This is a genomic window from Brevundimonas sp. D3-1P, assembly GCF_055809335.1.
Window position 1 is genome coordinate 641,017 of the sequence record NZ_CM147908.1, and the last position, 23,962, is coordinate 664,978.

Consider the following 23,962-nt stretch of genomic DNA (forward strand, 5'->3'; position numbering starts at 1 on the left):
TTGACCCCACGGTCCAAATCACCCGATACAAAGTCGGTCCAAAACAGTCTCACAACACCGAGTTTCGACGTTGATTTGATTGGGAAAAGGGCGGGGTGCCGGAAATCCTAGTTCCCCAGCCACCGCCGCCCGTCCGGGCCGTGCGATCGAGCCGTATTGAGTCAGCATTATTGATCGCGGCCAGGGCTTTCGCTTGTGCGTGGGCGCGCTTAGCTTGACGGCGGACCGTTGCTGAGGAGAACGACCATGGTCACTGCCCGTGAAAAGCGCCTGGCGCCGCTGAGGACGCCCACCAGTCTGTCGGAAGAGGCGACGCGGGGCATTTCCGCCGCGCTGACGACCCTGCTGGCGGACACTTTCGCCCTGTACATCAAGACCAAGAATTTCCACTGGCACGTGTCGGGGCCGCATTTCCGCGACTATCACCTGCTGCTGGACGAGCAGTCGGCCGAAATCCTGGCCATGACCGATCCAATGGCCGAACGGGCGCGCAAGATCGGCGGGGCGACCCTGCGCTCCATCGGACAGATCGCCCGGGAATCGCGCGTGCTGGACAATGACGCCGATTATGTCGATCCGCTGGACATGCTGGCCGAGCTTCGCGACGACAATCACGACCTGATCAATCGGATGCGCGAAGTCCACGACCTGTGCGACGAGCACAATGACGTCGCCACCGCCAGCCTGCTCGAGAACTGGATCGACGAGACAGAGAAGCGCGTCTGGTTCCTGTTCGAAACGGGTCGTCGCGGAAACGGCTGAGGCGCGGAACCGTCCCGCTTGCGCCGGCTTATGTATCGTCGATAGTCGATGCCGAGGCGGCGCAAGAGGGATGAATGAACAAGGGGTTCCTGATCGCCGGCCTGGCCGCGACGATGGCCGCGGCGTGGCCCGCCAGCGCGGACATGTCCAACGCCTTCGGCAACACCATCGTGTCCCATTATCCCAACGGCCAGTGGGTGAAGCATTTCTTCGAGCCGGACGGCCGATACACGTCGCAGTTTTCCGACGGTCGGCGGCTGAGCGCGCGCTGGACGGCCGAGGACGGGCGGATTTGCCTGAGCGGCTTCAGCCCTCGCCAAATCCTGCCGCGCTTCTGCAGTCGGATGGTCCAGGTCGAGGTGGGCGAGACATGGCGGGCGCGCGATCCGCTGGGCCGCACGATCCGCAACGAACTGGTGGCGGGACGTCGTTGACCCTTGCCCTGGCCGCCGCCAGCCTCTAGAGGCGACGGCCTGCCCGACGCGGATGTGGCGGAACTGGTAGACGCACTGGATTTAGGTTCCAGCGCCGCGAGGCGTGGAGGTTCGAGTCCTCTCATCCGCACCAAGCAAAAAGGCCCCGGAGCGATCCGGGGCCTTTCTTCTTAGCTGATCGGCGGAACCGGCGGCGGCGGCGCGTCGGCGTCGGTCTCGTGAACCTCGACCCGGCCACGGCCGAGGTGGCTCTTGCGGTAGCCGTACAGGAAGTAGATCACCAGGCCGACGCCGCCCCAGATCGGCAGCACCATCTTGGCGTCATGCGGCAGGTTCCAGAACAGGAAGGCGCAGCCGAAGGCCGACAGCGGCGCGAAAACCCAGATCAGCGGGGTGCGGAAAGGCCGTTTGCGGTTCGGATCCTTCACCCGCAGCACCAACACCGCGATCGACACCATGAAGAAGGCGAACAGGGTGCCGGAGTTGGAGATGTCGGCTAGCTGACCGACGGGGAACAGGGCGCCGGCGATGGCCACCGCGATGCCCGTCGCCAGGGTCACGATATAGGGCGTCTTCCACTTGGAGTGGATCTTGGTCAGGCCTTCCGGCAGCAGGCCGTCGCGCGCCATGACGAAGAAGATGCGGGTCTGGCCATAGATCATCATCAGGATGACCGAGGGCAGGGCCAGCAGGGCGGCGGTGCCCAGGGCGTTGCCGATCTGCGGATGGCCGACGACGCGCAGCACATGGGCTAGGGCCTCGTTGGAGCAGACAAGGCGATCGGCGTTTGCGGGCAGGGCGCAGGCGGCGACGAAGGCCGGCGAGCCCGGCTGGACCGCTTCGCCGGCGGCGCCCAGGACCGGCTGCGCGCCGATGGCGCCGGCGGCGCCCAGGGCGACCAGCAGATAGAAGACGGTGCAGATGGCCAGGGAGCCGATCAGGCCGATGGGCACGTTGCGCTGCGGGTTCTTGGTTTCTTCGGCGGCGGTCGAGACGGCGTCGAACCCGACATAGGCGAAGAAGATCGAGGCGGCCGCGCCGACGACGCCCATGCCCGAATACTGGCCGAACAGTCCATTGGGAGCGAAGGGCGAAAGGTTGGCGGACTTGATCGCGGGCAAGGTGATGATGATGAAGACCGTCAGGGCCACGACCTTGATCGCCACCAGCACGGCGTTGACGCGCGCCGATTCCGTCGTGCCGACCATCAGCAGCGCCGTCACCAGCAGGGCGACCACGATGGCGGGAATGTTGACGACGCCGGCCGAGAAATCGGGCGTCGGGATGAAGCCGTTCATCGACCAGGTCGGTCCGGCGGACAGGAGGTCGGGGAAGTCGAAACCAAGCCCCTGTTCTATCAGCCCCAACACATAGCCGGACCAGCCCACCGACACGGCCGAGGCGGCGACGGCGTACTCCAGGATCAGCGCCCAGCCGACCGTCCAGGCCAGCAACTCGCCCATCACCGCATAGGTGTAGGTGTAGGCCGAGCCCGATACGGGGGCCATGGCCGCCAGTTCGGAATAACACAGCGCGGCCACGGCGCAGACGGCGCCCGCGATGACGAAGCTGATCATCATGCCAGGGCCGGCCTTCTGGGCGGCGGAGGCCGTAAGAACGAAGATGCCGGTGCCGATGATGGCGCCTATGCCCAGAAGCGTCAGTTGAACAGGACCAAGCGACCGATGAAGCGACTTCTTCTCGGCCGTGGCAAGAATCGCGTCGAGCGACTTAACGCGCCACATAGATAGTACCCCCACGTTACAACCCGCCCTCGGCTGGGTTTGGCCGGACGCTAGCGGCGGATGACGCGGCGCGCAACGCGCATGACGGCGCAGCAAAGACCAGACGACGCTTTCGTGATCGCCCCGCAGTCGGCTACAGGCCGGTCATGCTGCCGATACACGCTGTTCTTGAGCCGCTGAAGGCCGCCCTGAGCCAGGGGAACACGGCCGTGCTGGCGGCGCCGCCCGGTGCGGGCAAGACGACGGTCGTCCCCCTGGCCCTGCTGGATCAGCCGTGGCTGGGCGACGGCAAGGTGCTGGTGCTGGAGCCGCGCCGGCTGGCGGCGCGGGCGGCGGCGGACCGGATGGCGGCGATGCTGGGCCAGACGGCGGGCGGAGCCGTCGGCTATCGTACGCGGCTGCAGAGCCGGATCGGTCCGGGCACCCGCATCGAGGTGATCACGGAAGGCGTCTTCACGCGCATGATCCTGGACGATCCGGGGCTGGAGGGCGTGGGGGCGGTGCTGTTCGACGAGTTCCACGAACGCAGCCTGGACGCCGATCTGGGTCTGGCCCTGGCGCGCGAGACGCAAGGACTGCTGCGCGACGATCTGCGACTGCTGGTCATGTCGGCGACGCTGGACGTGGTCGGCGTGTCCCGCCTGCTCGACCCGGCGCCGGTCATAGAGGCGCAAGGGCGGGCCTTCCCGGTCGAGACCCGCTATCTGGGGCGCAATCCGGCCGAGCGGTTCGAAGAGGCGATGGCGCGCGCCTGCCTGACCGCTCTGGGCGAAGAGGCGGGGTCGGTCCTCGCCTTCCTGCCGGGACAGGGGGAAATCCACCGCGTCGCCCGACTGGTCGCCGAGCAGCTGAGATTGGCGAATGTGGATGTCGCGCCCCTGTACGGCGGGCTGGACCGGGCCGAACAGGATCGCGCCATCGAACCGGCCGCGCCGGGGAGGCGCAAGCTGGTGCTGGCCACCTCGGTCGCGGAAACCAGCCTGACCATCGAAGGGGTGCGGGTGGTGATCGACGGCGGTCTGTCTCGCGTGCCGCGATTCGAACCGTCCAGCGGCCTGACGCGGCTGGCGACCGTCAGGGTCAGCCGTTCGTCCGCCGAACAGCGGCGCGGGCGGGCGGGGCGGACGGAGCCGGGCGTCTGCTATCGCCTGTGGGACGAGGCGCAGACGCGGGGCCTGGTTCCGCACCAGCGACCGGAAATCCAGGAGGCCGACCTAACCGGGCTGGCGCTGGACCTGGCGCGGTGGGGCGCGCGGTCGGCCGAGGGTCTGGCCCTGCTGGACCCGCCGCCGGCCGGGGCGATGGCCGAGGCGCGCAAGGTGCTGGTGCGGCTGGGGGCGCTGGAGGCGGACGGCGGCCTGTCCAGGCATGGGGTGCGGCTGGCGGGAATTCCCCTGTCGCCGAGACTAGCGCATATGGTCGCGGTCGCCTCCGACCGGGGCGACGCCTTGCTCGGCGCGCGGATCGCTGCGGTCCTGAGCGAGCCGGGGCTGGGCGGATCGGGCGTCGATCTGGCCGATCGCCTGAACGGGCTTGGGCGGGATCGCTCGCCCCGCGCGCGCGATGCGATGAAGCTGGCGGACCGCTGGGCCAGGGCGGCGGGCGGCGGCTCTGGCGAAAGCGTCGATCCGGGCCTGTTGCTGGCCGAGGCCTTTCCCGAAAGGATCGCCAGGGCGCGGGGCAAGGCGGGCGAGTTCCTGCTGGCCAGCGGGCGGGGGGCGGCGGTGGACGCGTCCGACCATCTGGCGCGCGCGCCCTGGCTGGCGGTGGCGGACCTGGGCGGCGGGGACGCGCGCGACCGGGTGCGGCTGGCCGCCAGCCTGGACGCCGGCGCGGTGGATGGCGACCTGGCGCGGATGATCACGGTCGAGGATCGGCTGGCGCGCAAGCCGTCCGGCCGTTCGGTGATTCGGCGCTCGCGCCGGATCGGAGCCATCGTGCTGGACGAAAAGGTCGTCGGCGCGCCGGATGCGAAGACGCTGACCGCAGCCCTGCGGGCCGAGGTGGAGGCCGAAGGGCTGGGCGCGCTGACATGGGGCGAACAGGCGTCGGGACTGAGGGCGCGGCTGGCCTTCCTTCACGACCGCGATCCCGTCTGGCCGTCCGTGTCGGACGAGGCCTTGCTGGCTGCGCGCGAGGCCTGGCTCTGGCCATTGCTGGACGGGGCGAAGTCGCTGAGCGGGATCGGGGACGGACGGCTGGCGGAGGCCCTGCGCGGCTTGATCCCCTGGGATCTGCAGCGACGGTTGGACGAACTGGCGCCGACCCGGCTGGTGACGCCCCTGGGATCGGCGGCCATCGACTATGCGGCCGAGGGCGGGCCGCGCGTGGATATTCGGGTGCAGGAGTTGTTCGGCGTCACGACCCACCCGACGGTGGCGAACGGCGCGCCCCTGACCCTGGCCCTACTGTCGCCGGCGCGCAGGCCGGTGCAGGTGACGAAGGACCTGCCGCGATTCTGGGCCGGGTCGTGGGCGGCGGTCCGGGCCGAGATGCGCGGGCGCTATCCGCGCCATCCCTGGCCGGAAAACCCGGCCGAGGCCCAGGCCACGAACCGGGCGAAGCCGCGAGGAACCTGATCCGCTTGACGGCGCCCCCGGCTAACGGGCATCGCAACGGCTGCTGGGAGCCTGAAACCATGTCCGAAGTCCTGCCGAAGAACTCCACCGGCCGCGTGCTGTTCGCCAGCCTGATCGGCACGACCATCGAATTCTTCGACTTCTACATCTACGCCACGGCGGCGGTGCTGGTGTTTCCGACGCTGTTCTTTCCGGGCGAGGATTCCGGCACGGCGCTGCTGTCGTCGTTCGCCACCTTTTCCATCGCCTTCTTCGCCCGGCCCATCGGCGCCTTGGCTTTCGGCCATTTCGGGGACCGGGTGGGGCGCAAGGCGACGCTGGTGGCGGCCCTGATGACCATGGGCCTGTCGACCGTGGCCATCGGCCTGTTGCCGACGCACCAGCAGGTGGGCCTGTTGGCGCCGCTGCTGCTGGCCCTTTGCCGGTTCGGCCAGGGACTGGGCCTGGGCGGCGAATGGGGCGGGGCGGTGCTGCTGGCGACCGAGAACGCGCCGCCCGGGAAGAAGGCCTGGTTCGGCATGTTCCCGCAGCTGGGCGCGCCCATAGGCTTCGTCCTGTCCACCGCCGCCTTCATCATCTTGACCTCGACCCTGAGCGAAGCGGCGTTCCAGGGCTGGGGCTGGCGCATTCCGTTCCTGGCCAGCGCGATCCTGGTGTTCGTCGGCCTTTGGGTGCGGCTGAAGATCACCGAGACGCCCGAGTTCCAGAAGGCCGTGGACCGCGACGAACGGGTCAGGGCGCCGGCCGTGACCCTGTTCGCGCGCCACAAGGCGGCGCTGGCGCTGGGCACGTTCAGCGGGGTGACGACCTTCACCCTCTTCTATCTGATGACGGTTTTCGCCCTGGGCTGGGCGACGACGGGCATGGGGCTGGCGCGCGCCGACGTCCTGCCGATCCAGCTGATCGGGGTGCTGTTCTTCGCCGCTTTCATTCCGGTGACGGCGCTGCTGGCGGACCGGTACGGGCAGGTGCGGGTGCTGATCGCCTCCTCGGTCGGGATCGGCGTGTTCGGCGCCCTGTTCGCGCCGCTGTTCGGGGGCGGGCTGACCGGGCTGATGGTGTTTTTCGCGCTGGGGTTCGCTCTGATGGGCTGCACCTATGGCCCCATCGGCGCGGCGATGGCGCGGCCCTTCCCGACGGCCGTGCGCTATACCGGCGCGTCGATGGCCTTCAACCTGGCCGGCATCTTGGGGGCGTCGCTGGCGCCCTATATCGCGCTGAAGCTGGCCGAGCGGTTCGGGCCGGCGGCGGTCGGCGGCTATCTGACGATCTCGGCCCTGATCACCATCGCCGCCCTGTGGGGCATGGGGCGGGTGGCGCCGGAAGAAAAGCGCTAGACGTCGTCCGTGGCGGCATAGACCATGACGCCAGTCGCTATGGCCAGGTTCAGGCTGTCGGCGCGGCCGCGCATGGGAATTTTGACGTTGACGTCGCAGACGGCCGCCAACTGGTTGGTCAGGCCGGCCTGTTCATTGCCCATCAGGACCAGAACCGGCTTCTGCATCACGGCGGAGCGGTGGCTGACCGTGGCGTCGAGGCGCGTGCCGACGACGCTGCCGGGCCAGGAGCGGCGCCAGGCGACGAAGGCCTCCGCCGTGGTCTTGGTGATCGAGACGGCGAAAACCGAACCCATCGTGGCGCGCACGGCCTCGACCGAATAAGGATCGACGCAGTCGCCGATCAGGATCACCCCGCCGCAGCCGGCCGCATCGGCGGTGCGGATGATGGCGCCCAGATTGCCCGGATCGCGCACCTGCTCCAGCGCGACCCAGCAGGGGGCGGAGGTGGGAATGAGGCTTTCCAGCGGGGCGTAGGCCTGATCGAACACGCCCAGCACAGTCTGCGGATTGTCGCGGCGGCTGATCTTTTCCAGGATGGCGTGGGTGACGACGACGATGTCGCCGCCCGCCTTGCGCGTTTCCGCCTTGGCGCGATCCAGCAGGGAATGGGGGCGGGCGTCCTCGCCGACCAGCAGCATCCGAGGCGCGCGGCCCTGGTTCAGCGCTTCGCCGATGAACTTCAGCCCTTCGGCCAGGAAGGTTCCGGTCTGGTCTCGTTCCTTGCGCATGTGCAGCGCGCGCACGGCCTTGACGGTGTCGTTCGTCAGCGAGGTGATGACGCGGTATTCGGCGCGGTCGCTCATCGCGACCACCGGGCGAAGAAGGACAGGCCGATGGCGCGGGCGTCCGCCCCGTCCTCGGACAGGGCCAGTTCGCCCCAGTCGATGCGGCCGCAGCGATCCTTGGCCGCCTCGGCCATCAGAAAGGCCAGAGACAGGCCGGAAACGCGCGCCGCATAGGCGTTCAGCAGCAGGAAGTCGGCGTCGTGGGCCAGCAGGGCGGCGCAGTCCTTGAGGAGGCCGGGCATGTCCTCGAACAGGCGCCAGACCTCCCCGGTCGGGCCCCGGCCGTATTTGGGCGGGTCCAGGATCACGCCGTCGTAGCGGGAGCCGCGACGCACCTCTCGCGCGACGTATTTGCGCGCATCCTCGACGATCCAGCGGATCGGACGGTCGGCCAGACCCGATTGCTCGGCGTTCTCCCGTGCGTAGGCGACCGACTTCTTGGAGGCGTCGACGTGGGTGACTTCGGCCCCGGCGGCGGCGCAGGTCAGGCTGGCCACGCCGGTATAGCCGAACAGGTTCAGGATCTTGGGTGCGCGGCCGGCCGATGGCGCGAAGGCGCGCACCCGGCCGTCCAGCCATTCCCAGTTGGCGGCCTGTTCGGGAAAGAAGGCCAGGTGACGGAAGGGGGTGAAGCGGCCCGTGAATTTCACGTCGCGCCATTTCAAGGGGAAGGCGTCGATGGGGCCATGCTCGTCGAACCGCCAGCGGCCGGAATCCTCTTCTTCCTGCTGGGGGTCGAAGACGGCGTTGGCGGCCTCGAAGGCGGCCGGATCGCGCGGCGACCAGAAGCACTGCGGCTCGGGCCGGACCACGGTGTAGCGGCCATAGCGTTCCAGCTTCCTGCCGTCGCCGGAATCGAGCAGGGCGTAGTCCGACCAGCCGCAGGTCACGAGGGTTTCGGGGGTCTTGGAGAGAACGGGCGCCATCGCCGGGCTGATAGGCGCTCAGGCGGCCTCACGTCCAGCGTCGTCAGCGATCACGACCAGTTCCAGCGGTTGCGCCTCGCCGTCATGAGGGGTCTTGTCCCAGACATGGGGCTCGACGATCAGCCGCCAGGCGGCGTGGACGAAGGCCAGGCTGAGCAGGGACCAATAGGCAGGGGCCGCCAGCATGTCGCCTAGCCTGTAGGTCAGCCCGGCGCGCCGCGCCCCGACGGCGCAGCCAATCCAGGCCGCGATGACGCCTGTCGCCAGGACGGCCATCGAGGCCAGCGGCGTCGCGGGCGCGATCCCGGCGTGCAGCCCCGCCAGAACCGCCGAGGCCAGCCAGGCCAGGGCCGGGGCATGGGCGCTCGCCGCCAGGATCGCCGTCCCCAGGGTCATGATCAGCGACAGCAGCCCGCGACGGCCCAGCCGGCGCGGACGACGAGTGTGGACGCCCCAGGTCTGCATATAGCCTTTCAGCCAGCGGGTGCGCTGGGGCAGCCAGCGGTCCAGACCGCCAGGCGGCGTCTCCCACGTCGGGCGGTCGATGACGTCCAGCTTCCAGCCCATCGACCACAGCCGGAAGCCCAGGTCCGCGTCCTCCGTGACATTATGGGCATCCCAGCCGCCGGCGGCGCGCAGGGCCGTCATGCGGATGTGGTTGCTGGTGCCGCCAAGCGGAAAGGGCAGGCCCAGCCGGGCCATGCCGGGCAGGGTCACTTCGAACAGGGCGGCGTATTCGAAGGCGAACTGGCGATCCAGAAAGGTCGAACCGGTCCGGCTGGAAGGACGGATGCGCAGCGGCGCCTGCAGGCATCCCAGTCGGGGTTGGGCGACGAAGCGGGCGGCGGCCTGGCGCAACTGCTGCGGATGGGGCCGGTCCTCCGCGTCATAGATGGTGATCAGATCGCCGCGCGCCTGGGCCAGGGCGTGGTTCAGGGCGCGGGGCTTGGTCAGCGGCTGGCCGGGCGGCACGATCAGCGTCTTCAGCCACGACGGCTTCGGCGCGGCCTGAACCGCCGCAAGGGTCGCCGCGTCGTGCGCCTCCAGCACGATGAAGGCTTCGAGGCGATGGGCCGGATAGTCGATGCGCGCCAGATTGGCGATCAGTTCCGGCGCCACGGCCGCCTCGTCATGCAGGGCCGCCAGTATGGTGTAGCGAGGCCATTCGATGGGGCGGGGCGCGGGCCTGGGTCGTCCCATGCTGGCGAGGACGATCACCGCCTTCCACAGGGCGGACACGACGAAGGCCGCCTGAACCATGACCAATCCCGTCAGGAAGGCCGCGCCGGGCCACCGGACGACCGCGAAGGCGTAGCCGCCGACGATCATGGTCCAGGCCAGGACCTGAAATCCGCTGGGCGCACGTCGCCACGCTCCGCTGCTGCGCGGCGCGACCCCCGGATGCGTCCAGCCTTTCGCCACCGCCAGCCCCAAGCCTGCAACCTGCAATCGCTATGGCAAACGATCCTGCTCGGCAAGCCGATTGGCGCCGTGGACGGATTGTCGCTATTCAGGACGCCCGATCTGGAGCAGCCGTTTGTCCGACGCCTCGACATCCTCGCGCACGACCCGCAAGCCCAAGGGCGAGGGCCATTCGCGGCGCGGCGAAATCCTGGCCGCGGCCGAACGAATCTTCGTCGAGCATGGCTATGAAGGGGCCACCATCCGCAAGATCGCGGACGAGGTCGGCCTGTCGTCGACGGCGCTCTACATGCATTTCCCGGACAAGGGCGCGATCCTTCAGGAAATCTGCCGCGACGCCTTCGGCCGGCTGATCGCCGCCAATGCGGCGGTGGCCGACGAGGACAGCCCGCCGGAACTGCGGCTGCGGCGGATGATCGAGGGCTATATCGACTTCGGCTTCGCCAATCCCAACGCCTATCGCCTGATATATCTGACCCGGCCGGTCGAGGCGCGCGAGGGCGCGGAGGACATGGCGCAGGAACTGGGCGCCAGCCTGTTCGGGGCGCTGGAGGCGACGGTGGGCGACGCGGTGGCGGTCGGGCGGATGCAGGGTGAGCCGCGCGCCATCGCCCAGGCCATATGGGCTGCCGCGCACGGCGTCGTGTCGTTGATGATCACCAAGCCCTATTTTCCGTGGGCGGAGCGTCAGGCCTTGGTCGACATGACGCTGGACGCCCTGTTCGCGGGGCTGACGCGCGCCTGACGGGCTGCGCCGGTCGTCCGCGCCCGGCGAACACCTTGCGTCAGTAGGCGGCGTAGGGACGGGGACCGGCGGCGGCGCCGCGGGAGATGTCGGCTGAAGGGGTCAAGGGCGCCACGCCGCCGTTCAGCCGCGCCTTGTAGACCGCCATGTTCTCCATCACCCGCATCATGTAGTTGCGCGTCTCGGTGAAGGGCGCGCATTCGATGAAGTCGATGGCCTTGACGGCGTCGCCGCGGGGGTCGCCGCAGCGCGCGATCCACTGGTTCGGCCGCGCCGGGCCGGCGTTGTAGCCTACCGTGGCCAGCAGCATCGAGCCGTTGTTGGCCGCCATCAGCTCGCCGAGATGGTAGCTGCCCAGCGTCATGTTGTAGTCCGGGTCCCACAGCTGTTCGGCCGAAAAGCCCATGCCGAGGCGACGCGCCACGCCCGCCGCGGTCGCAGGCAGGAACTGCATCATGCCGCGCGCGTCGGCGCCGGAGCGGGCGCGGGGATCGAAGCTGGATTCCTGGCGGGTGATGGCCTGGGTGAACTCCAGGGGCGCCGCGCCGGGGACCTGGGGCGGGACGCGCACCGGATACATCCGCTCGGGCATGACGAAGCCGCGCTGGCTGGCGGCGCGCCCGACCATCATCGCGGTGAAGCCTTCGCCATAGCCGCGCGCCAGGTCCATCAGCAGGGCCAGGTCGTTGATCGTCGGCAGGTCGTTGTCCAACTGATAGGCGAAGACCCGCAACAGGCTCATTTCGCCGGTCTCGCCCAGAATGCGGGCGGCGCGGACCATTTCATTGGCTTCGAAACGGGCGATGTCCGATGGCGACGGCACGGGTTCGCCCGGCAGCTGAAGCGTGGTCATGCCCGCCTTTTCGGCGGCGAGCTGGCCATAGAAGGTCTGCCAGTGCTGGGCGCCGTTGCGATAATAGGCGAGGGCGGCGTCGCGTTCGCCGCGCGCCTCGGCGGCCCGACCCAGCCAGTAGTAGGCGCGGCCCTGGGTGATGGGGGTGGAAGAGGCGGTGCGCAGCGCCTCGAAATGGCGGGCGGCGACCTCGGGCTGGTTCAGCTTGGTCAGGGCGACCCAACCGGCGAAGAACTCCGCGTCCACCATCCGGTCGCCCGAGGCGAAGCCATGACCGTTCATCGCCTCGTATGCGGCGCGCCAGTTCCCTTGTTGCAGGGCGTCCAGATAATAGTTGCGCCGCTCGGTCCACAGGGTGTTGTCGCCGGTCGTATGAGCGGGCGCCGGCGGCAGGCTGGCGAGAAGGGGGAAGCCTTCCGCCTGGCGGTTCTGGGAGCGCAGGATGCGTACGCGCTCCAGCGCCACGGCCGGATCGGCGGCCTGGGCCGGCGTCATGGCGGCGACGACGGCGTCGGGACTGTAGGCCGAACGCAGCGTCATGACGGCGTTGGCGATCGCCGCCCGCTCGGGCGAGACCAGATTGATCATGCCGCGCGTCGCCGGACCATGGGGGCCGAGCAGCAGCACGTTCAGCCGCGCCTCGTGATCGGCCTGCGTCAGCCAGCCGCCCCAGCGGGACAGGATGCGAGACTGCGGCGCCTCGTCGAACACGCGGGTGCGCCACCAGTCGCGGACGAGCGTGCGGGCCTGATCCTGGCGGCCGCGTTGTTCCAGCGCGGAGGCATAGGCGATGACGCCCTCGATCGTGGTCGGCTGACCGTCGGAGATAAGCGACAGGGCCGCATCCGGCCCTTGGCCCGAACGGTCCAGAACCTTTTCAGCCGCCGCGCGTCGCGATTCGCCGCGCGGCCAGCCGGCCAGGTCGGTCTGACCGCGCGCCAGGTCGGCATAGGGCAATTGTTCGCCGGACGTGTCGATCAGCGCCCATTCGACCAGCTTGCGCGCCGAGGCGTCCCGGATCTGGGCGATGGCGGACTGGGCGCCGAAGACGTCCCGCGCGCGGGCGGCGGCCAGGCCCTGGCGAAACAGCGCCGTGTCCTGATCGTTCAGCACGCGCGCCTGATAGGTCGGCGAATAACCGGGCACGGACGATGTGGCGGCGGCATAGGGAACAGGCTGGGTAGGCAGGGCGTCCTGCGGGTTCGGCGCAAGGACGGCGAGGGCCGCCGCCAGACTGGTCACGATCATGATCTGTCCTGTTCCCATTCAATCCTGGTTGCGGCGGAGCCGCTGGCGACCTAACGTCCCGCGCTCATTGCAAAGGCGATGAACATCCGTCCATCGTCGCTCCCCACGCAGGCCAGCTTAGTCTCATGAACGCCCCCTTGTTCAAGGGCGTGATCACCGCCCTGATCACACCACTTCGTGACGGAAACGTGGACGAAGCCGCATTCGCCAAACTGCTTGAGCGTCAGATCGCCGCAGGCGTTCACGGCGTCGTGCCGATGGGCACGACGGGCGAGGGCGCCAGCATGGACCTGGACGAGCACAAGCATGTCATCGAACTGTGCGTGCGGCTCGTGGCCGGGCGCGTGAGCGTCATCGCCGGCACGGGGTCGCCCTACACCAAGGAAGCCATCGACCTGACCCGGCACGCCAAGACGGTGGGCGCGGACGGGGCGCTGATCGTCACCCCCTATTACATCCGGCCCTCCCAGGCGGGCATGGCGGCGCATTTCGAAGCCGTCGCCGACGCCGTCCAGCTGCCGATCCTGCTCTACAACGTGCCGGCGCGAACCGGGGCCGATCTGGCCAATGAGACGGTGGCGCGGCTGGCGGCGCATCCGAACATCGTCGGCGTCAAGGACGCCACGGGCGACATGGGCCGCGTAAGCTGGATGCGCGCCAATATCGGCGGCCAGTTCGACCTGATCTCGGGCGATGATTCGAGCTATCTGGGCTATCACGCCTGCGGCGGGGCGGGGCTGATCTCGGTGGCGTCCAATGTGGCGCCCGAAGCCATGGTCGCCCTGCACAATGCGGCGGCGGCGGGCGACTATGCTGCGGCCCGGGACTGGCAGAACCGGCTGATCGGCCTGTGCAAGGCGCTGTTCCTCGACAATTCCCCGGCGCCGACCAAATACGCCCTGGCCAAGCTGGGCCTGTGCAGCGAGGAGGCGCGTCTGCCGCTGTCGCCGACGTCGGACGCGGTCAAGCCGCTGATCGACCGCGCCATGGCGGACGCGGGCGTCGGCTGATGGCGCCGCGACCTCAATCCAAGTCTAAGGTGATCGCCGAGAACCGCCGCGCGCGCTTCGACTATTTCCTGGAAGACAATGTCGAGGCCGGAATCCAGCTGCTGGGCACCGAGATCAAGGCGCTGCGCGACGGCCGGGCCAACATCGCCGAAAGCTATGCGGCGGTGGAGGGGCGCGAGATCGTGCTGATCAACGCCGACATCCCGCCCTACAAACAGGCCTATCGCTTCAACCACGAGCCGCGCCGCCCGCGTAAGCTGCTGCTGCACAGAAAGCAGATCGACCGGCTGATCGGGGCGGTCCAGCGCGACGGCCAGACCATAATTCCGCTGAAGCTCTATCTGAACGATGCGGGCAAGGCCAAGCTTGAGATCGCGCTGGCCAAGGGCAAGAAGCTGCACGACAAGCGCGAAGCCTCGGCCGAGCGCGACTGGCAGCGCGACAAGGCCCGGCTGATGCGCGACAAGGGGTAGGTTCAGGCCTCGATCAGTCGACGGACCCGCGCGAAGATGTCCTCGAACATGTCGGGCGTCAGGCGGCCGGTGTTCGTGTTCAGCCGCGAGCAGTGATAGCTGTTCAGGATGGCATAGCCGCCCGCCTCGCCCTGGGCGCCGTGCCCCGCCGGCATGGCCGAAGCCGGCCGCCCGAAGGCCTTCAGGATATTGCGGCGCGAGACGTCGCCCAGGGTCACGATCACCTTCAGATTGGGCAGCAGCTTCAGCCGGTCGATCAGAAAGGGCCGGCAGGTCGTCTCCTCGATCGGCAGCGGCTTGTTGCCCGGCGGGGCGCAACGCACCGCGTTTGTGATCATGCAATCGGTCAGCGTCAGGTCGTCGTCGCCGTTCGGATCGTAATGGCCGTGGGCGAAGCCGGTCTTCCTGAGGGTGTCGTAAAGCAGCCAGCCGGCGTGATCGCCGGTGAAGGGGCGGCCCGTGCGGTTCGCCCCGGTTCGGCCCGGCGCCAGGCCCGCGATCAGCAGGCGGGCGTTCGGGTCGCCGAACGAGGGGGCCGGCCCGTTCCACCAGTCCGGGTTCTGGCGCGCGTTCTCCCGCCGGTACTCGACCAGGCGCGGGCACAGGGGGCAGTCGCGGGGCGGTTCGGGCGTCAGGCTCATTGCGCGGCCTTCGGGCGGCCGAAGTCGGCCATCAGGTCGTTCAGGTCCAGGAAGCTGTCGGCCTGGCGGCGCAGTTCGTCGGCGATGTGCGGGGGCTGGGTTTTCTGGGTCGAGATCACCGTGACCCGCACGCCCTTCGCCTGGATCGCCTGGACCAGGCGGCGGAAGTCCCCATCGCCCGAGAACAGGACCGCATGGTCGATGTGCGGGGCCAGTTCCAGCATGTCGACCGCGATCTCTATGTCCATGTTTCCCTTGATCCGGCTGTGGCCGGCGCCGTCCGTGAACCGCTTCACCGGCTTGGTCACGACCGAAAAGCCGTTGTAGTCCAGCCAGTCGACCAGGGGCTTCACAGGCGAGAACTCTTCGCCCTCGACGATGGCCGTGTAATAGTAGGCGCGGGTCAGGACGGATTTCTCGCGGAACCAGTCCAGCATCCGTCGAAAGTCCATGTCGTGCTGAAGCGCGCGGGCGGCGGAATAGAGGTTTGACCCGTCGATGAAGATCGCCAGACGGTCGGTGGAATGAAACATGGACGAAGCCGACAAAAGGAATGAAGAAAATGACGTTCCGGCGTGCGTCGACGTGGGAATCGAAGAGACGCTGGACCTGGAACAGGCAGTCATCGTTGCGCTGGGGTGCAATGACAAGGGGGCATGGACGTCTTGCCGAGAGGCGCTGGAGGCCGCGCTGGCGCGATTTCGAAGTGAAGGGATCGACGTGGTCGCCCGATCCGGCTGGTGGTCGTCGCTGGCCTGGCCGGACCCGTCCGATCCGCCGTTCCTGAACGGGGTCGTGATTGTGCGGACCGATCACGAGCCGCACGCCCTGATGGCGGCGCTGGGCCGGATCGAGGACGCCTTCGGGCGCCGGCGCTCGGTTCGCAACGCCCCGCGCACCCTCGACCTGGATCTGATCGCCTACGGCCGGTCGAGCGGCGATCTCGAGGGGTTGATCCTGCCGCATCCCCGCGCGGCCGAACGCCGCTTCGTCATGGGGCCGCTGGCCGAGATCGCGCCGGATTGGAGGCATCCGACGGGGGGGCGGACGGCCCAGGAGCTGGCGGCGTCGGCGTCGATCAGGCCGGACGCGCGGCCTGCGCAGTGATGCGGGCAGGCCGAGTGCGCCGCACTTTCGCCCCTGTGGCGTTGCAAAACACAGTCCCCATCTGTATTTGACGCGGTTCTCCCCCGCGTTCGAGGAATTTCATGGCCCGCGTCACCGTCGAAGACTGCATCGAGAAGGTTCCGAACCGCTTTGGCCTGGTGCTGATGGCCGGCCACCGCGCCCGCAGCATCGCCAACGGCGCCGCCCTGACGATCGACCGCGACAACGACAAGAATCCGGTCGTCGCCTTGCGCGAGATCGCCGAAGACACCGTCGCCCCGGATGAACTGCGCGAGACCATCATCACCACGCTGCAGCGCGTCGACGAGCGCACGGAAGCCGAGGACGAGGCGGAAACGGTCGCCCTGCTGGCTGAACCGCAGCACATGAACATGGCCGAGGCCGAACTGATCCGCGCGCTGCAAAGCGACCGTGACGGCGGTCAGGAGGAGCGGTACTGACGCCCGAAGGAGCCCCTGGCGTCACTATCCTGCCGGCGCGGACCGAGACGGTTCCGCCGGCGCCCCAAGCTGCAAACAAAAACGACCCCCAGCCGGCGCCGGCCGAATCGGCGCCGCCGAAGCGCGCGCCCATCCTGCGCCAGTTCGAGCTGATCGAGGCCGTAAAGGCCTATGACCCCACCGCCGACGAAGCGCTGCTGAACCGCGCCTATGTCTATGCGATGAAGATGCACGGCTCGCAGCTGCGGGCCTCGGGCGATCCCTATTTCGCCCACCCGATCCAGGTCGCGGGCATACTGACCGACTACAAGCTCGACACCGCCACCATCGTCACGGCCCTGTTGCACGACGTGGTCGAGGACACTTCCGCGACGCGCGACGACATCGCCGGCATGTTCGGAGAGGAGGTGGCGGTCCTGGTCGAGGGCGTGACCAAGCTGTCGCGGCTCGAACTTCAGGCCGAACACACGCGTCAGGCCGAGAATCTGCGCAAATTCATCCTGGCCATCAGCCGGGACGTGCGGGTGCTGTTGGTCAAGCTGGCCGACCGGCTGCACAATATGCGCACGCTTCAATATGTGAAGCCCGAGAAGCGCGAGCGGATCAGCCGCGAGACGTTGGAAGTCTATGCGCCGCTGGGCCGATCCATCGGCATCCACTCCATCGCGTCCGAGCTGGAAGAACTGGCCTTCACCTATCTGAACCCGACGGCCAAGACCGCCATCGAGCGGCGGCTGGAGGCGCTGAAGCTGGAACATGGCCGCGCCATCGAGGGCGTGGCGGGCGAGGTGGAGCGGGTGCTTTCCGAGGCCGGCCTGAAGGCCAAGGTCTATGGCCGGCAGAAGACGCCCTATTCGATCTGGCGCAAGCTGCAGCGCAAGTCGGTCGGCTTTTCCTCCTTGTCGGACATCTATGGCTTCCGCGTCATCGTGGAGGCCGAGGACGACTGTTACCGCGCCCTGGGCGTGATCCACCGCGAATGGCCCATGGTGCCCGAGCGGTTCAAGGACTTCATCTCCACGCCCAAGTCGAACAACTATCGTTCGCTGCACACGACCGTCGTCGGCCCGCGCGGCCTGCGCATCGAGATGCAGATCCGCACCGAGGAGATGGACCGCGTCGCAGAAGACGGGGTCGCCGCCCACTGGCGCTACAAGAACCAGTCCTACGGCTTCGATCGCGAGGCGATGGAGCAGGGCGGCGGGCGCGACCCGCTGCAGAACCTGCGCCACCTGGTTCAGGTGATCGAACACGGCGAGGGCGGCGAGGACTGGGTCGAACACGCCAAGCTGGAAATGTATCTGGACCAGGTGTTCGTCTTTACGCCCAAAGGTCAGCTGGTGACGCTGCCGCGCGGCGGGATGCCGCTGGACTTCGCCTATGCGGTCCATACCGAGGTCGGGGACACGGCCGTCGGAGTCAAGGTCAACGGCGAGCTGAAGCCGATGCGCACGCCGCTGCAGAACGGCGACGTGATCGAGATCATTCGCGGCTCCAAGCGGGAGGTGCCCGCCGACTGGCGCAGCCTGACGGTGACGGGCCGCGCTCGGTCCGCCATCCGCCGTCATATCCGCACCTCCGAGCGGGAGGAGTTCATCAAGCTGGGCCGGGTCGCGCTGGACCAGACGCTGGGCCGGATCGAAAAGTCGTTGGCCGACGTGTCGCTGAAACCCGTGCTGGAAACCTTGGCCACGGCCAGCGAGGAAGACCTGTTCGAAGGGCTGGGCCGGGGGCGGCTGTCGCCGACCGCGACGGCGGAAATCCTGTTCCCCGCGCTGAAGGGACGGCTGAAGGCCGGGCCGGAGAAGCAGCGGATCGAGGGCGACAAGGCGCGGCTGTTCGTGCGCGGCGGCGGTCTGACGCCCGGCGTGTCGGTGCATTTCGGCCAATGCTGCACCCCGGTTCCGGGCGACCGGATCGTGGGCATATTGGAGCCGGAGGCCGGGCTGACGGTGCACACCATAGACTGCCAGACCCTGGCCGCCTTCGCCGACGACGATTCGGTCTGGCACGACCTGCAGTGGACGCCCCAGGCGGAGACGGACGCCGTGGCCGCCGCCCGCATCCGCGCCACCATCCGCAATGCGCCGGGGGTGTTGGGGCAGGTCACGACCCTGATCGGCGAGGCCGGCGGCAACATCATCAATCTGTCGATGGCGCACCGCCAGCAGGACTTCTTCGACGTGGACGTGGATGTCGAGGTCGAGGACGCCAAACACGCGACCATGATCATGGCCGCCCTGCGCGCCAATCCGTCCGTCGATTCCGTCGAGCGCGCGCGGGGCGAATGACCGAGACGATCAAGCCGAACGCCGCCCAGATGGCGGCGCCGTCCTATCGCATGGCGGCGATGGACCAGGACTTCCTGTTGGGCGATTCCATGCGCGGCGTGCGCTTTCTCATGGAATACGCCAAGCCCGAGGAGGCGTTGCGGGCCTGGGGCGTGCGCTCGACCATCGTGGTGTTCGGCAGCGCGAGGGTGCGCGAGGATCAGCGCTGGTACCAGCAGGCGCGCGCCTTCAGCCGCCTGGCTTCCGAACGCGGCGGGGCGCTGCGCGGATCGGTGGGCCAGCCGCGCGACAATGTCATCGCCACCGGCGGCGGGCCGGGCATCATGGAGGCGGCCAACCGCGGGGCGGTCGACGCCGGCGCGCCCTCCATCGGTTTCAACATCACCCTGCCGCACGAGCAGGAGCCAAACGCCTATTCCACGCCCGAACTGACGTTCCGGTTCCACTATTTCGCCATGCGCAAGATGCACCTGGCGATGCGGGCCAATGCGCTTGTGGTGTTTCCGGGCGGGTTCGGCACCTTCGACGAGATGTTCGAGATCCTGACGTTGCGTCAGACGGGCAAGGCGCCGCCGGTTCCGGTCGTGCTGGTGGACAGGGCCTATTGGACCTCGGTGATCGGTTTCCAGGCCCTGGTCGAACACGGGATGATCGCCCCGTCCGACCTGAACCTGATCGGTTTCGCCGAGGACGCCGAGGGCGTCTGGGCCGAACTGCTGTCGCGCGGCCTGCGGCCGAACGAAAACATCGACTGAAGCGCGGCCCAAGGGTTCATCCGCACGCGATCCGGGTCTAAGAACCCGGCATGAACACCGAAGACGTCCTCAACGAGTTCCGCGACGCCGGCGCCCTGCGCGAAGGCCATTTCGTCCTGTCGTCGGGACTGCACAGCCCGGTCTTCCTGCAGAAGAACCTGGTCTTCATGGACGGCGCGCGCTGCGAGCGGTTGTGCAAGGCCCTGGCCGAGAAGATCGTGGGCCAGGTCGGCGCCGTCGATGTCGCCATATCGCCGGCCGTGGGCGGCATCATCCCCGGCTACGAGACGGCCAAACATCTGAAGGTCCGTTCGATGTACGTCGAGCGCGAGGGCGGCGCCTTCAGGCTGCGTCGCGGCTTCTCGGTCGAGCCGGGCGAGAAGGTCGTCATGGTCGAGGACATCGTCACCACGGGCCTGTCCTCGCGCGAATGCATCGCGGCCATCCAGGCGGCGGGCGGCGAGGTGATCGCGGCGGCCTGCATCGTGGATCGTTCGGGCGGCAGGGCGGATGTCGGCGTGCCCCTGATCGCCCTGGCTTCGCTGGACGTGCCGGCCTATCCGGCCGACGCCCTGCCGCCGGAACTGGCGGCGCTGCCGGTCGAAGACCCCGGCAGTCGGCGGTTGGCGAAGTAGAGCCATGCGCGAACGGGTCAGGCTGGGCGTAAACATCGACCACGTCGCCACGGTGCGGAACGCGCGCGGCGGGGCGCATCCCGATCCGGCGCGGGCGGCCGAGGCGGCGCTGGCGGCCGGGACGGACGGAATCACCGCCCATTTGCGCGAGGATCGGCGTCACATCACCGACGCCGACATCGAGGTTCTGAGCGCCCTGTGCGCGCGGGCCGCAAAGCCGCTGAACCTGGAAATGGCGGTGACGCAGGAGATGCTGGCCATCGCCCTGCGCCACCGGCCGCACGCCGCCTGTCTGGTGCCCGAGCGGCGCGAGGAGGTCACGACCGAGGGCGGCCTGGCCGTCGCCGGCTGCGAGGGGCGCGTCGCCCCCGTCGTGAAGGCCCTGTCGGACGCCGGCGTGCGCGTGTCCCTGTTCATCGAGCCGTCCGAGGATCAGGTGGAGGCCGCCGTCGTCGTCGGGGCCCAGGTGGTGGAGCTTCACACGGGTCGCTATTGCCACCTGACCGATCCGGCCGAGCGCGAGGCGGAGTTCGAACGCCTGGCCGCCGCCGCCGCCCAGGCCGACATCCTGGGCTTGGAGGTTCATGCGGGGCACGGACTGGATTACGACACCGCGCCGCGGATGCTGGCCATCCCGGAAATCCGTGAACTGAACATCGGCCATTTCCTGATCGGTGAATCGATCTTCATCGGCCTGGACGCCGCCATCCGCCGAATGCGCGCGGTGATGGATGCGGCGGCATGATCGTCGGGGTTGGGGCCGATCTGTCGGATATTCGGCGCATCCAGGCGTCGCTGGATCGGTTCGGCGAACGGTTCAAGCAGCGCTGTTTCACCGACCTGGAACGCACACGATCGGATCGCAAGCCTGACCCGGCCTGGAGCTACGCCAAAAGGTTCGCCGCCAAGGAGGCCTGCGCCAAGGCCCTGGGCACCGGCATGCGGGCCGATGTCTATTGGCGGGACATGGGGGTGGTGAATCTGAAATCCGGCCAGCCGACGATGGCGCTGACCGGCCACGCGGCCGAGCATCTGGCGCGTCTGACCCCGCCGGGGCACGTCGCGAAAATCCATCTGACGCTGAGCGACGAGCATCCCTATGCGCTGGCCTTCGTGGTGATCGAAGCCTTGCCGCAGTCGTAATCAGGTTATAGGCGTGCGCGATGGCCGCGCATAAGCGGCGAGGATGCCTGATCGCATGAGCGAAGACCAAAAGCCCGACGACGCCAACCGCGACGCCACCCCCGAAGAACGCTTCGCCGCCTCGGAAGCCGACGCCTCGGTGGAGGCGGTCCAGGAGCCGACGACGGCGAACCATAAGGTCTACGCCGACACGCCGGGCGGCCGCGCCAAGAAGACCTCGGCGGCGAACGAGACGGGTGAAATCTTCAAGACCATCGTCTTCGCCCTGCTGATCGCCATGGTGCTGCGGATATTCCTGGTCCAGCCCTTCACCATTCCGTCGGCCTCGATGGAGCCGAACCTGTACGAAGGCGACTATATCGTCGTGTCGAAATGGTCGTACGGCTTCTCGAAACATTCGATCCCGTTCAGCCCCCCGCTGTTCGACGGCCGGATCATGGGTTCGGCGCCAAAGCGCGGCGACATCGTCGTGTTCAAACTGCCGCGCGACGACAAGACCGACTTCATCAAGCGCGTGATCGGCCTGCCCGGCGACCGCATCCAGATGATCGCCAACAAACTGTATATCAACGACAGGCCCGTTCAGGACGTGGTGGTCAGCCGCACCGAGATCGAGGACGTCTTCGGCCCGCGTCCGGTCACGGAGGTCCGCGAGACCCTGCCCGAGGGCAAGAGCTTCATGACCCAGGACTTCGGACCCGGGAACGACCTGGACGACACCCCGGTCTATGAGGTGCCCGCGGGCCATTACTTCATGATGGGCGACAACCGCGATAATTCCATCGACAGTCGCGTCGAACAGTCCAGCGGCGTGGGCATGGTCCCCGCCGAGAACCTGGTCGGCAAGGCGCAGATCATCCTGTTCTCGTGGAAGCCCGGCTCGTCGCTGTGGAACCCGGTCAGCTGGTTCAACGTGCGTCTGGACCGGTTCTTCAACGTCCTGCACTGATGGCCAATCTGCGGGCCGAGGCGGTCGCCGCGCTCGAACGCCGGATCGGCCATCCGTTCAGGGACAAGGCTTTGCTGGAGCGCGCCCTGACCCACGCCAGCGTGGGCGAGGGGGCGCCGGCGGGTATCCATGGCCCGCGGGACAACGAGCGGCTGGAGTTCCTGGGCGACCGCGTTTTGGGCCTGCTGGTGGCCGAGCGGCTGTACAGCGACTATCCCACCGCCGACGAGGGGCAGTTGTCGTCCAGCCTGCACGCCCTGGTCGACAAGGCCGCCTGCGCCCGGGTGGGCGAGGCGCTGGGCGTCGGCCCCGCGCTGCGGCTGTCGCCGGGAGAGACCAAGACCGGCGGGCGGCGCAAGGCCGGCGTCATCGCCGATGCGGTCGAGGCCCTGCTGGCGGCGGTCTATCTGGACGGCGGCCTGGACGCGGCGCGGACCTTTTTCCAGCACGCCTGGGCCGAGGAATTATCGGCGCCGCCGTCGCGCACCGTGACCAATCCCAAATCGGCGCTGCAGGAATGGGCGCAGGGCCAGGGTCGGCCGCTGCCGACCTATCGCGTGGCGGATCGGACGGGTTCGGATCATGCGCCGACATTCACCGTCGAAGTCTCCGTGCAGGACGTGCAGCCCTTGACCGCGCAAGGGCGTTCGCGTCAGGAGGCGGAGAAGGCGGCCGCGACGGCCCTGCTCAAACGTGAAGGCGTCATTTGACCGATATCGAAAACCAGCGCGCGGGCTTCGCCGCCATCATCGGCGCGCCGAACGCCGGCAAGTCGACGCTGGTGAACCGGCTGACCGGATCCAAGGTCTCGATCGTCACCCAGAAGGTGCAGACGACGCGGTTTCCGGTGCGCGGCATCGCCATGGAGGGCGACGCCCAGATCGTTCTGGTGGACACGCCCGGCATCTTCACCCCGCGCCGCCGTCTGGATCGGGCCATGGTCGCCTCGGCCTGGGGCGGGGCCGAGGACGCCGACGTGGTGGTGCATCTGATCGACGCCCAGTCGCACATCGCTTCCGAAGGGCGCGAGGGCACGGCGGCGGACCGTCGCTCGGCCGAGGACACCGAGACCATCATCGCCAATCTTCAGGCCACGGGAACAAAGGTCATCCTGGCGCTGAACAAGATCGACGGCATGCGCCGCGACACCCTGCTGGCCCTGTCGCAGACGCTGTTCGAAACCGGCGTCTATGAAGAGGTCTATATGATTTCCGCCGCCAACGGAGACGGCGTCGAGGACCTGAAGCAGCGACTGGCGCGGTCGATGCCCAAGGGGCCGTGGCTCTATCCCGAGGATCAGGCCGCCGACGTGCCGGTGCGCGTCCTGGCCGCCGAGATCACGCGCGAGAAGGTCTATCTGCGCGTCCACGAGGAACTGCCCTATTCGGCGGCGGTCGAGACGACCAGTTTCGAGGATCGCGCCGACGGTTCGGCCCGCATCGAACAGACCATCTATGTCGAGCGCGAGAGCCAGCGGCCCATCGTCCTGGGCAAGGGCGGCCAGACCCTGAAATGGATCGGCCAGAAGGCGCGCGAGGAGTTGAACGAGATCCTGGGCCGTCCGGTGCATCTGTTCCTGACCGTCAAGGTCGATCCGAAATGGCAGGACAGCCGCGCCCTCTACGCCCAGTTCGGCCTCGATTTCGACGTCTGAGCTC

Annotated in this window: 24 protein-coding genes and 1 tRNA gene; 18 read left to right on the forward strand and 7 right to left on the reverse strand. The window is 68.3% G+C overall.

Annotation, left to right across the window (positions count from 1 at the left end; translation table 11 throughout):
- Window positions 1-246 precede the first annotated feature (246 nt).
- From AC0L6G_RS03235 to AC0L6G_RS03245, 3 genes are all read left to right on the forward strand, one after another.
- Window positions 247-762 (forward strand): Dps family protein, encoded by a 516-nt coding sequence (locus AC0L6G_RS03235; protein WP_291538161.1) that lies wholly within the window; start codon window positions 247-249, stop codon window positions 760-762.
- A 74-nt stretch (window positions 763-836) separates the two neighbouring features.
- Window positions 837-1,196 carry a hypothetical protein gene (locus AC0L6G_RS03240; protein WP_291538158.1) on the forward strand — a complete coding sequence of 120 codons (360 nt, stop codon included), beginning with the start codon at window positions 837-839 and terminating at the stop codon, window positions 1,194-1,196.
- Between the two features lie 48 nt (window positions 1,197-1,244).
- Window positions 1,245-1,329: transfer RNA gene (locus AC0L6G_RS03245), tRNA-Leu, on the forward strand.
- A gap of 37 nt (window positions 1,330-1,366) precedes the next feature.
- On the opposite strand, the gene AC0L6G_RS03250 is transcribed toward AC0L6G_RS03245, so the two are convergent.
- On the reverse strand, window positions 1,367-2,941 hold the full coding sequence (locus AC0L6G_RS03250; protein WP_291538155.1) for an amino acid permease: 1,575 nt from the start codon (window positions 2,939-2,941) through the stop codon (window positions 1,367-1,369).
- Window positions 2,942-3,087: 146 nt separating this feature from the next.
- Between AC0L6G_RS03250 and hrpB the strand changes: the two genes are divergently transcribed.
- Together hrpB and AC0L6G_RS03260 are read left to right on the forward strand one after the other, a co-directional pair.
- Window positions 3,088-5,520 (forward strand): ATP-dependent helicase HrpB, encoded by a 2,433-nt coding sequence (hrpB, locus tag AC0L6G_RS03255; protein WP_473252863.1) that lies wholly within the window; start codon window positions 3,088-3,090, stop codon window positions 5,518-5,520.
- 59 nt (window positions 5,521-5,579) lie between these two features.
- A complete protein-coding gene (locus AC0L6G_RS03260) occupies window positions 5,580-6,857 on the forward strand; it encodes an MFS transporter (protein ID WP_293824901.1) in 1,278 nt (425 codons plus the stop codon).
- Here the strand turns inward: AC0L6G_RS03260 and AC0L6G_RS03265 are convergent.
- Genes AC0L6G_RS03265 through AC0L6G_RS03275 form a run of 3 tightly spaced genes read right to left on the reverse strand, consistent with a single transcriptional unit; the run spans window position 6,854 to window position 10,005 of the window.
- Window positions 6,854-7,663 carry a TrmH family RNA methyltransferase gene (locus AC0L6G_RS03265; RefSeq protein ID WP_473252864.1) on the reverse strand — a complete coding sequence of 270 codons (810 nt, stop codon included), beginning with the start codon at window positions 7,661-7,663 and terminating at the stop codon, window positions 6,854-6,856. The genes AC0L6G_RS03260 and AC0L6G_RS03265 overlap by 4 nt on opposite strands.
- Entirely contained in the window at window positions 7,660-8,571 is a 912-nt protein-coding gene (locus AC0L6G_RS03270; RefSeq protein WP_293824903.1) for an RsmD family RNA methyltransferase, read from the reverse strand. The genes AC0L6G_RS03265 and AC0L6G_RS03270 overlap by 4 nt, the downstream gene beginning before the upstream one ends.
- An 18-nt stretch (window positions 8,572-8,589) precedes the next feature.
- The gene (locus AC0L6G_RS03275) at window positions 8,590-10,005 is read right to left on the reverse strand and encodes a glycosyltransferase family 2 protein (protein WP_473252865.1); all 1,416 of its coding nucleotides are present in this window, start codon (window positions 10,003-10,005) and stop codon (window positions 8,590-8,592) included.
- A 103-nt stretch (window positions 10,006-10,108) separates the two neighbouring features.
- On the opposite strand from AC0L6G_RS03275, the gene AC0L6G_RS03280 reads away from it, so the two are divergent.
- Window positions 10,109-10,738: a TetR/AcrR family transcriptional regulator gene (locus AC0L6G_RS03280; protein WP_291538141.1), complete on the forward strand. Its 630-nt coding sequence runs from the start codon at window positions 10,109-10,111 to the stop codon at window positions 10,736-10,738.
- Window positions 10,739-10,778: 40 nt separating this feature from the next.
- On the opposite strand, the gene AC0L6G_RS03285 is transcribed toward AC0L6G_RS03280, so the two are convergent.
- Entirely contained in the window at window positions 10,779-12,839 is a 2,061-nt protein-coding gene (locus AC0L6G_RS03285; protein WP_293824906.1) for a lytic transglycosylase domain-containing protein, read from the reverse strand.
- Window positions 12,840-12,964: 125 nt separating this feature from the next.
- Between AC0L6G_RS03285 and dapA the strand changes: the two genes are divergently transcribed.
- Together dapA and smpB are read left to right on the forward strand one after the other, a co-directional pair.
- The gene (gene dapA / locus AC0L6G_RS03290) at window positions 12,965-13,849 is read left to right on the forward strand and encodes a 4-hydroxy-tetrahydrodipicolinate synthase (RefSeq protein WP_293824907.1); all 885 of its coding nucleotides are present in this window, start codon (window positions 12,965-12,967) and stop codon (window positions 13,847-13,849) included.
- On the forward strand, window positions 13,849-14,322 hold the full coding sequence (gene smpB, locus AC0L6G_RS03295) for an SsrA-binding protein SmpB (RefSeq protein WP_293824908.1): 474 nt from the start codon (window positions 13,849-13,851) through the stop codon (window positions 14,320-14,322). The genes dapA and smpB overlap by 1 nt, the downstream gene beginning before the upstream one ends.
- Window positions 14,323-14,324: 2 nt before the next feature.
- Here the strand turns inward: smpB and AC0L6G_RS03300 are convergent, their stop codons facing one another.
- Complete coding sequence (locus tag AC0L6G_RS03300; protein ID WP_291538128.1) at window positions 14,325-14,963, reverse strand: uracil-DNA glycosylase; 639 nt, start codon at window positions 14,961-14,963, stop codon at window positions 14,325-14,327.
- Window positions 14,960-15,496: a LabA-like NYN domain-containing protein gene (locus tag AC0L6G_RS03305; RefSeq protein ID WP_293824909.1), complete on the reverse strand. Its 537-nt coding sequence runs from the start codon at window positions 15,494-15,496 to the stop codon at window positions 14,960-14,962. The genes AC0L6G_RS03300 and AC0L6G_RS03305 overlap by 4 nt, the downstream gene beginning before the upstream one ends.
- On the opposite strand from AC0L6G_RS03305, the gene folK reads away from it, so the two are divergent.
- From folK to era, 10 genes are all read left to right on the forward strand, one after another.
- Window positions 15,495-16,070 (forward strand): 2-amino-4-hydroxy-6-hydroxymethyldihydropteridine diphosphokinase, encoded by a 576-nt coding sequence (folK, locus tag AC0L6G_RS03310; RefSeq protein WP_473252866.1) that lies wholly within the window; start codon window positions 15,495-15,497, stop codon window positions 16,068-16,070. The genes AC0L6G_RS03305 and folK overlap by 2 nt on opposite strands.
- 101 nt (window positions 16,071-16,171) lie before the next feature.
- Complete coding sequence (gene rpoZ, locus AC0L6G_RS03315; protein ID WP_291538123.1) at window positions 16,172-16,531, forward strand: DNA-directed RNA polymerase subunit omega; 360 nt, start codon at window positions 16,172-16,174, stop codon at window positions 16,529-16,531.
- A 221-nt stretch (window positions 16,532-16,752) separates the two neighbouring features.
- Window positions 16,753-18,822: a RelA/SpoT family protein gene (locus tag AC0L6G_RS03320; RefSeq protein WP_473252867.1), complete on the forward strand. Its 2,070-nt coding sequence runs from the start codon at window positions 16,753-16,755 to the stop codon at window positions 18,820-18,822.
- Window positions 18,819-19,577: an LOG family protein gene (locus AC0L6G_RS03325; RefSeq protein ID WP_293824911.1), complete on the forward strand. Its 759-nt coding sequence runs from the start codon at window positions 18,819-18,821 to the stop codon at window positions 19,575-19,577. The genes AC0L6G_RS03320 and AC0L6G_RS03325 overlap by 4 nt, the downstream gene beginning before the upstream one ends.
- Before the next feature lie 50 nt (window positions 19,578-19,627).
- A complete protein-coding gene (gene pyrE, locus AC0L6G_RS03330; protein ID WP_293824912.1) occupies window positions 19,628-20,212 on the forward strand; it encodes an orotate phosphoribosyltransferase in 585 nt (194 codons plus the stop codon).
- A gap of 4 nt (window positions 20,213-20,216) precedes the next feature.
- Complete coding sequence (locus AC0L6G_RS03335; protein ID WP_293824913.1) at window positions 20,217-20,957, forward strand: pyridoxine 5'-phosphate synthase; 741 nt, start codon at window positions 20,217-20,219, stop codon at window positions 20,955-20,957.
- Window positions 20,954-21,355 (forward strand): holo-ACP synthase, encoded by a 402-nt coding sequence (gene acpS, locus AC0L6G_RS03340; RefSeq protein WP_293824914.1) that lies wholly within the window; start codon window positions 20,954-20,956, stop codon window positions 21,353-21,355. The genes AC0L6G_RS03335 and acpS overlap by 4 nt, the downstream gene beginning before the upstream one ends.
- A gap of 55 nt (window positions 21,356-21,410) precedes the next feature.
- Window positions 21,411-22,304, forward strand: coding sequence for a signal peptidase I (gene lepB, locus AC0L6G_RS03345; RefSeq protein WP_293824915.1), 894 nt, complete (start codon window positions 21,411-21,413; stop codon window positions 22,302-22,304).
- Window positions 22,304-23,014 (forward strand): ribonuclease III, encoded by a 711-nt coding sequence (gene rnc / locus AC0L6G_RS03350; RefSeq protein ID WP_293824916.1) that lies wholly within the window; start codon window positions 22,304-22,306, stop codon window positions 23,012-23,014. Before lepB ends, rnc begins: the two co-directional genes overlap by 1 nt.
- Entirely contained in the window at window positions 23,011-23,958 is a 948-nt protein-coding gene (gene era, locus AC0L6G_RS03355; RefSeq protein WP_293824917.1) for a GTPase Era, read from the forward strand. Before rnc ends, era begins: the two co-directional genes overlap by 4 nt.
- The last annotated feature ends 4 nt before the right edge of the window (window positions 23,959-23,962 follow it).

Coding starts and splice junctions, on each gene's coding strand:
- AC0L6G_RS03235 (WP_291538161.1), top strand. CDS start 247: ATGGTCACTGCCCGTGAAAAGCGCCTGGCGCCGCTGAGGACGCCCACC.
- AC0L6G_RS03240 (WP_291538158.1), top strand. CDS start 837: ATGAACAAGGGGTTCCTGATCGCCGGCCTGGCCGCGACGATGGCCGCG.
- AC0L6G_RS03250 (WP_291538155.1), bottom strand. CDS start 2,941: ATGTGGCGCGTTAAGTCGCTCGACGCGATTCTTGCCACGGCCGAGAAG.
- hrpB (WP_473252863.1), top strand. CDS start 3,088: ATGCTGCCGATACACGCTGTTCTTGAGCCGCTGAAGGCCGCCCTGAGC.
- AC0L6G_RS03260 (WP_293824901.1), top strand. CDS start 5,580: ATGTCCGAAGTCCTGCCGAAGAACTCCACCGGCCGCGTGCTGTTCGCC.
- AC0L6G_RS03265 (WP_473252864.1), bottom strand. CDS start 7,663: ATGAGCGACCGCGCCGAATACCGCGTCATCACCTCGCTGACGAACGAC.
- AC0L6G_RS03270 (WP_293824903.1), bottom strand. CDS start 8,571: ATGGCGCCCGTTCTCTCCAAGACCCCCGAAACCCTCGTGACCTGCGGC.
- AC0L6G_RS03285 (WP_293824906.1), bottom strand. CDS start 12,839: ATGATCGTGACCAGTCTGGCGGCGGCCCTCGCCGTCCTTGCGCCGAAC.
- dapA (WP_293824907.1), top strand. CDS start 12,965: ATGAACGCCCCCTTGTTCAAGGGCGTGATCACCGCCCTGATCACACCA.
- smpB (WP_293824908.1), top strand. CDS start 13,849: ATGGCGCCGCGACCTCAATCCAAGTCTAAGGTGATCGCCGAGAACCGC.
- AC0L6G_RS03300 (WP_291538128.1), bottom strand. CDS start 14,963: ATGAGCCTGACGCCCGAACCGCCCCGCGACTGCCCCCTGTGCCCGCGC.
- folK (WP_473252866.1), top strand. CDS start 15,495: ATGGACGAAGCCGACAAAAGGAATGAAGAAAATGACGTTCCGGCGTGC.
- AC0L6G_RS03305 (WP_293824909.1), bottom strand. CDS start 15,496: ATGTTTCATTCCACCGACCGTCTGGCGATCTTCATCGACGGGTCAAAC.
- rpoZ (WP_291538123.1), top strand. CDS start 16,172: ATGGCCCGCGTCACCGTCGAAGACTGCATCGAGAAGGTTCCGAACCGC.
- AC0L6G_RS03320 (WP_473252867.1), top strand. CDS start 16,753: ATGAAGATGCACGGCTCGCAGCTGCGGGCCTCGGGCGATCCCTATTTC.
- AC0L6G_RS03325 (WP_293824911.1), top strand. CDS start 18,819: ATGACCGAGACGATCAAGCCGAACGCCGCCCAGATGGCGGCGCCGTCC.
- pyrE (WP_293824912.1), top strand. CDS start 19,628: ATGAACACCGAAGACGTCCTCAACGAGTTCCGCGACGCCGGCGCCCTG.
- AC0L6G_RS03335 (WP_293824913.1), top strand. CDS start 20,217: ATGCGCGAACGGGTCAGGCTGGGCGTAAACATCGACCACGTCGCCACG.
- acpS (WP_293824914.1), top strand. CDS start 20,954: ATGATCGTCGGGGTTGGGGCCGATCTGTCGGATATTCGGCGCATCCAG.
- lepB (WP_293824915.1), top strand. CDS start 21,411: ATGAGCGAAGACCAAAAGCCCGACGACGCCAACCGCGACGCCACCCCC.
- rnc (WP_293824916.1), top strand. CDS start 22,304: ATGGCCAATCTGCGGGCCGAGGCGGTCGCCGCGCTCGAACGCCGGATC.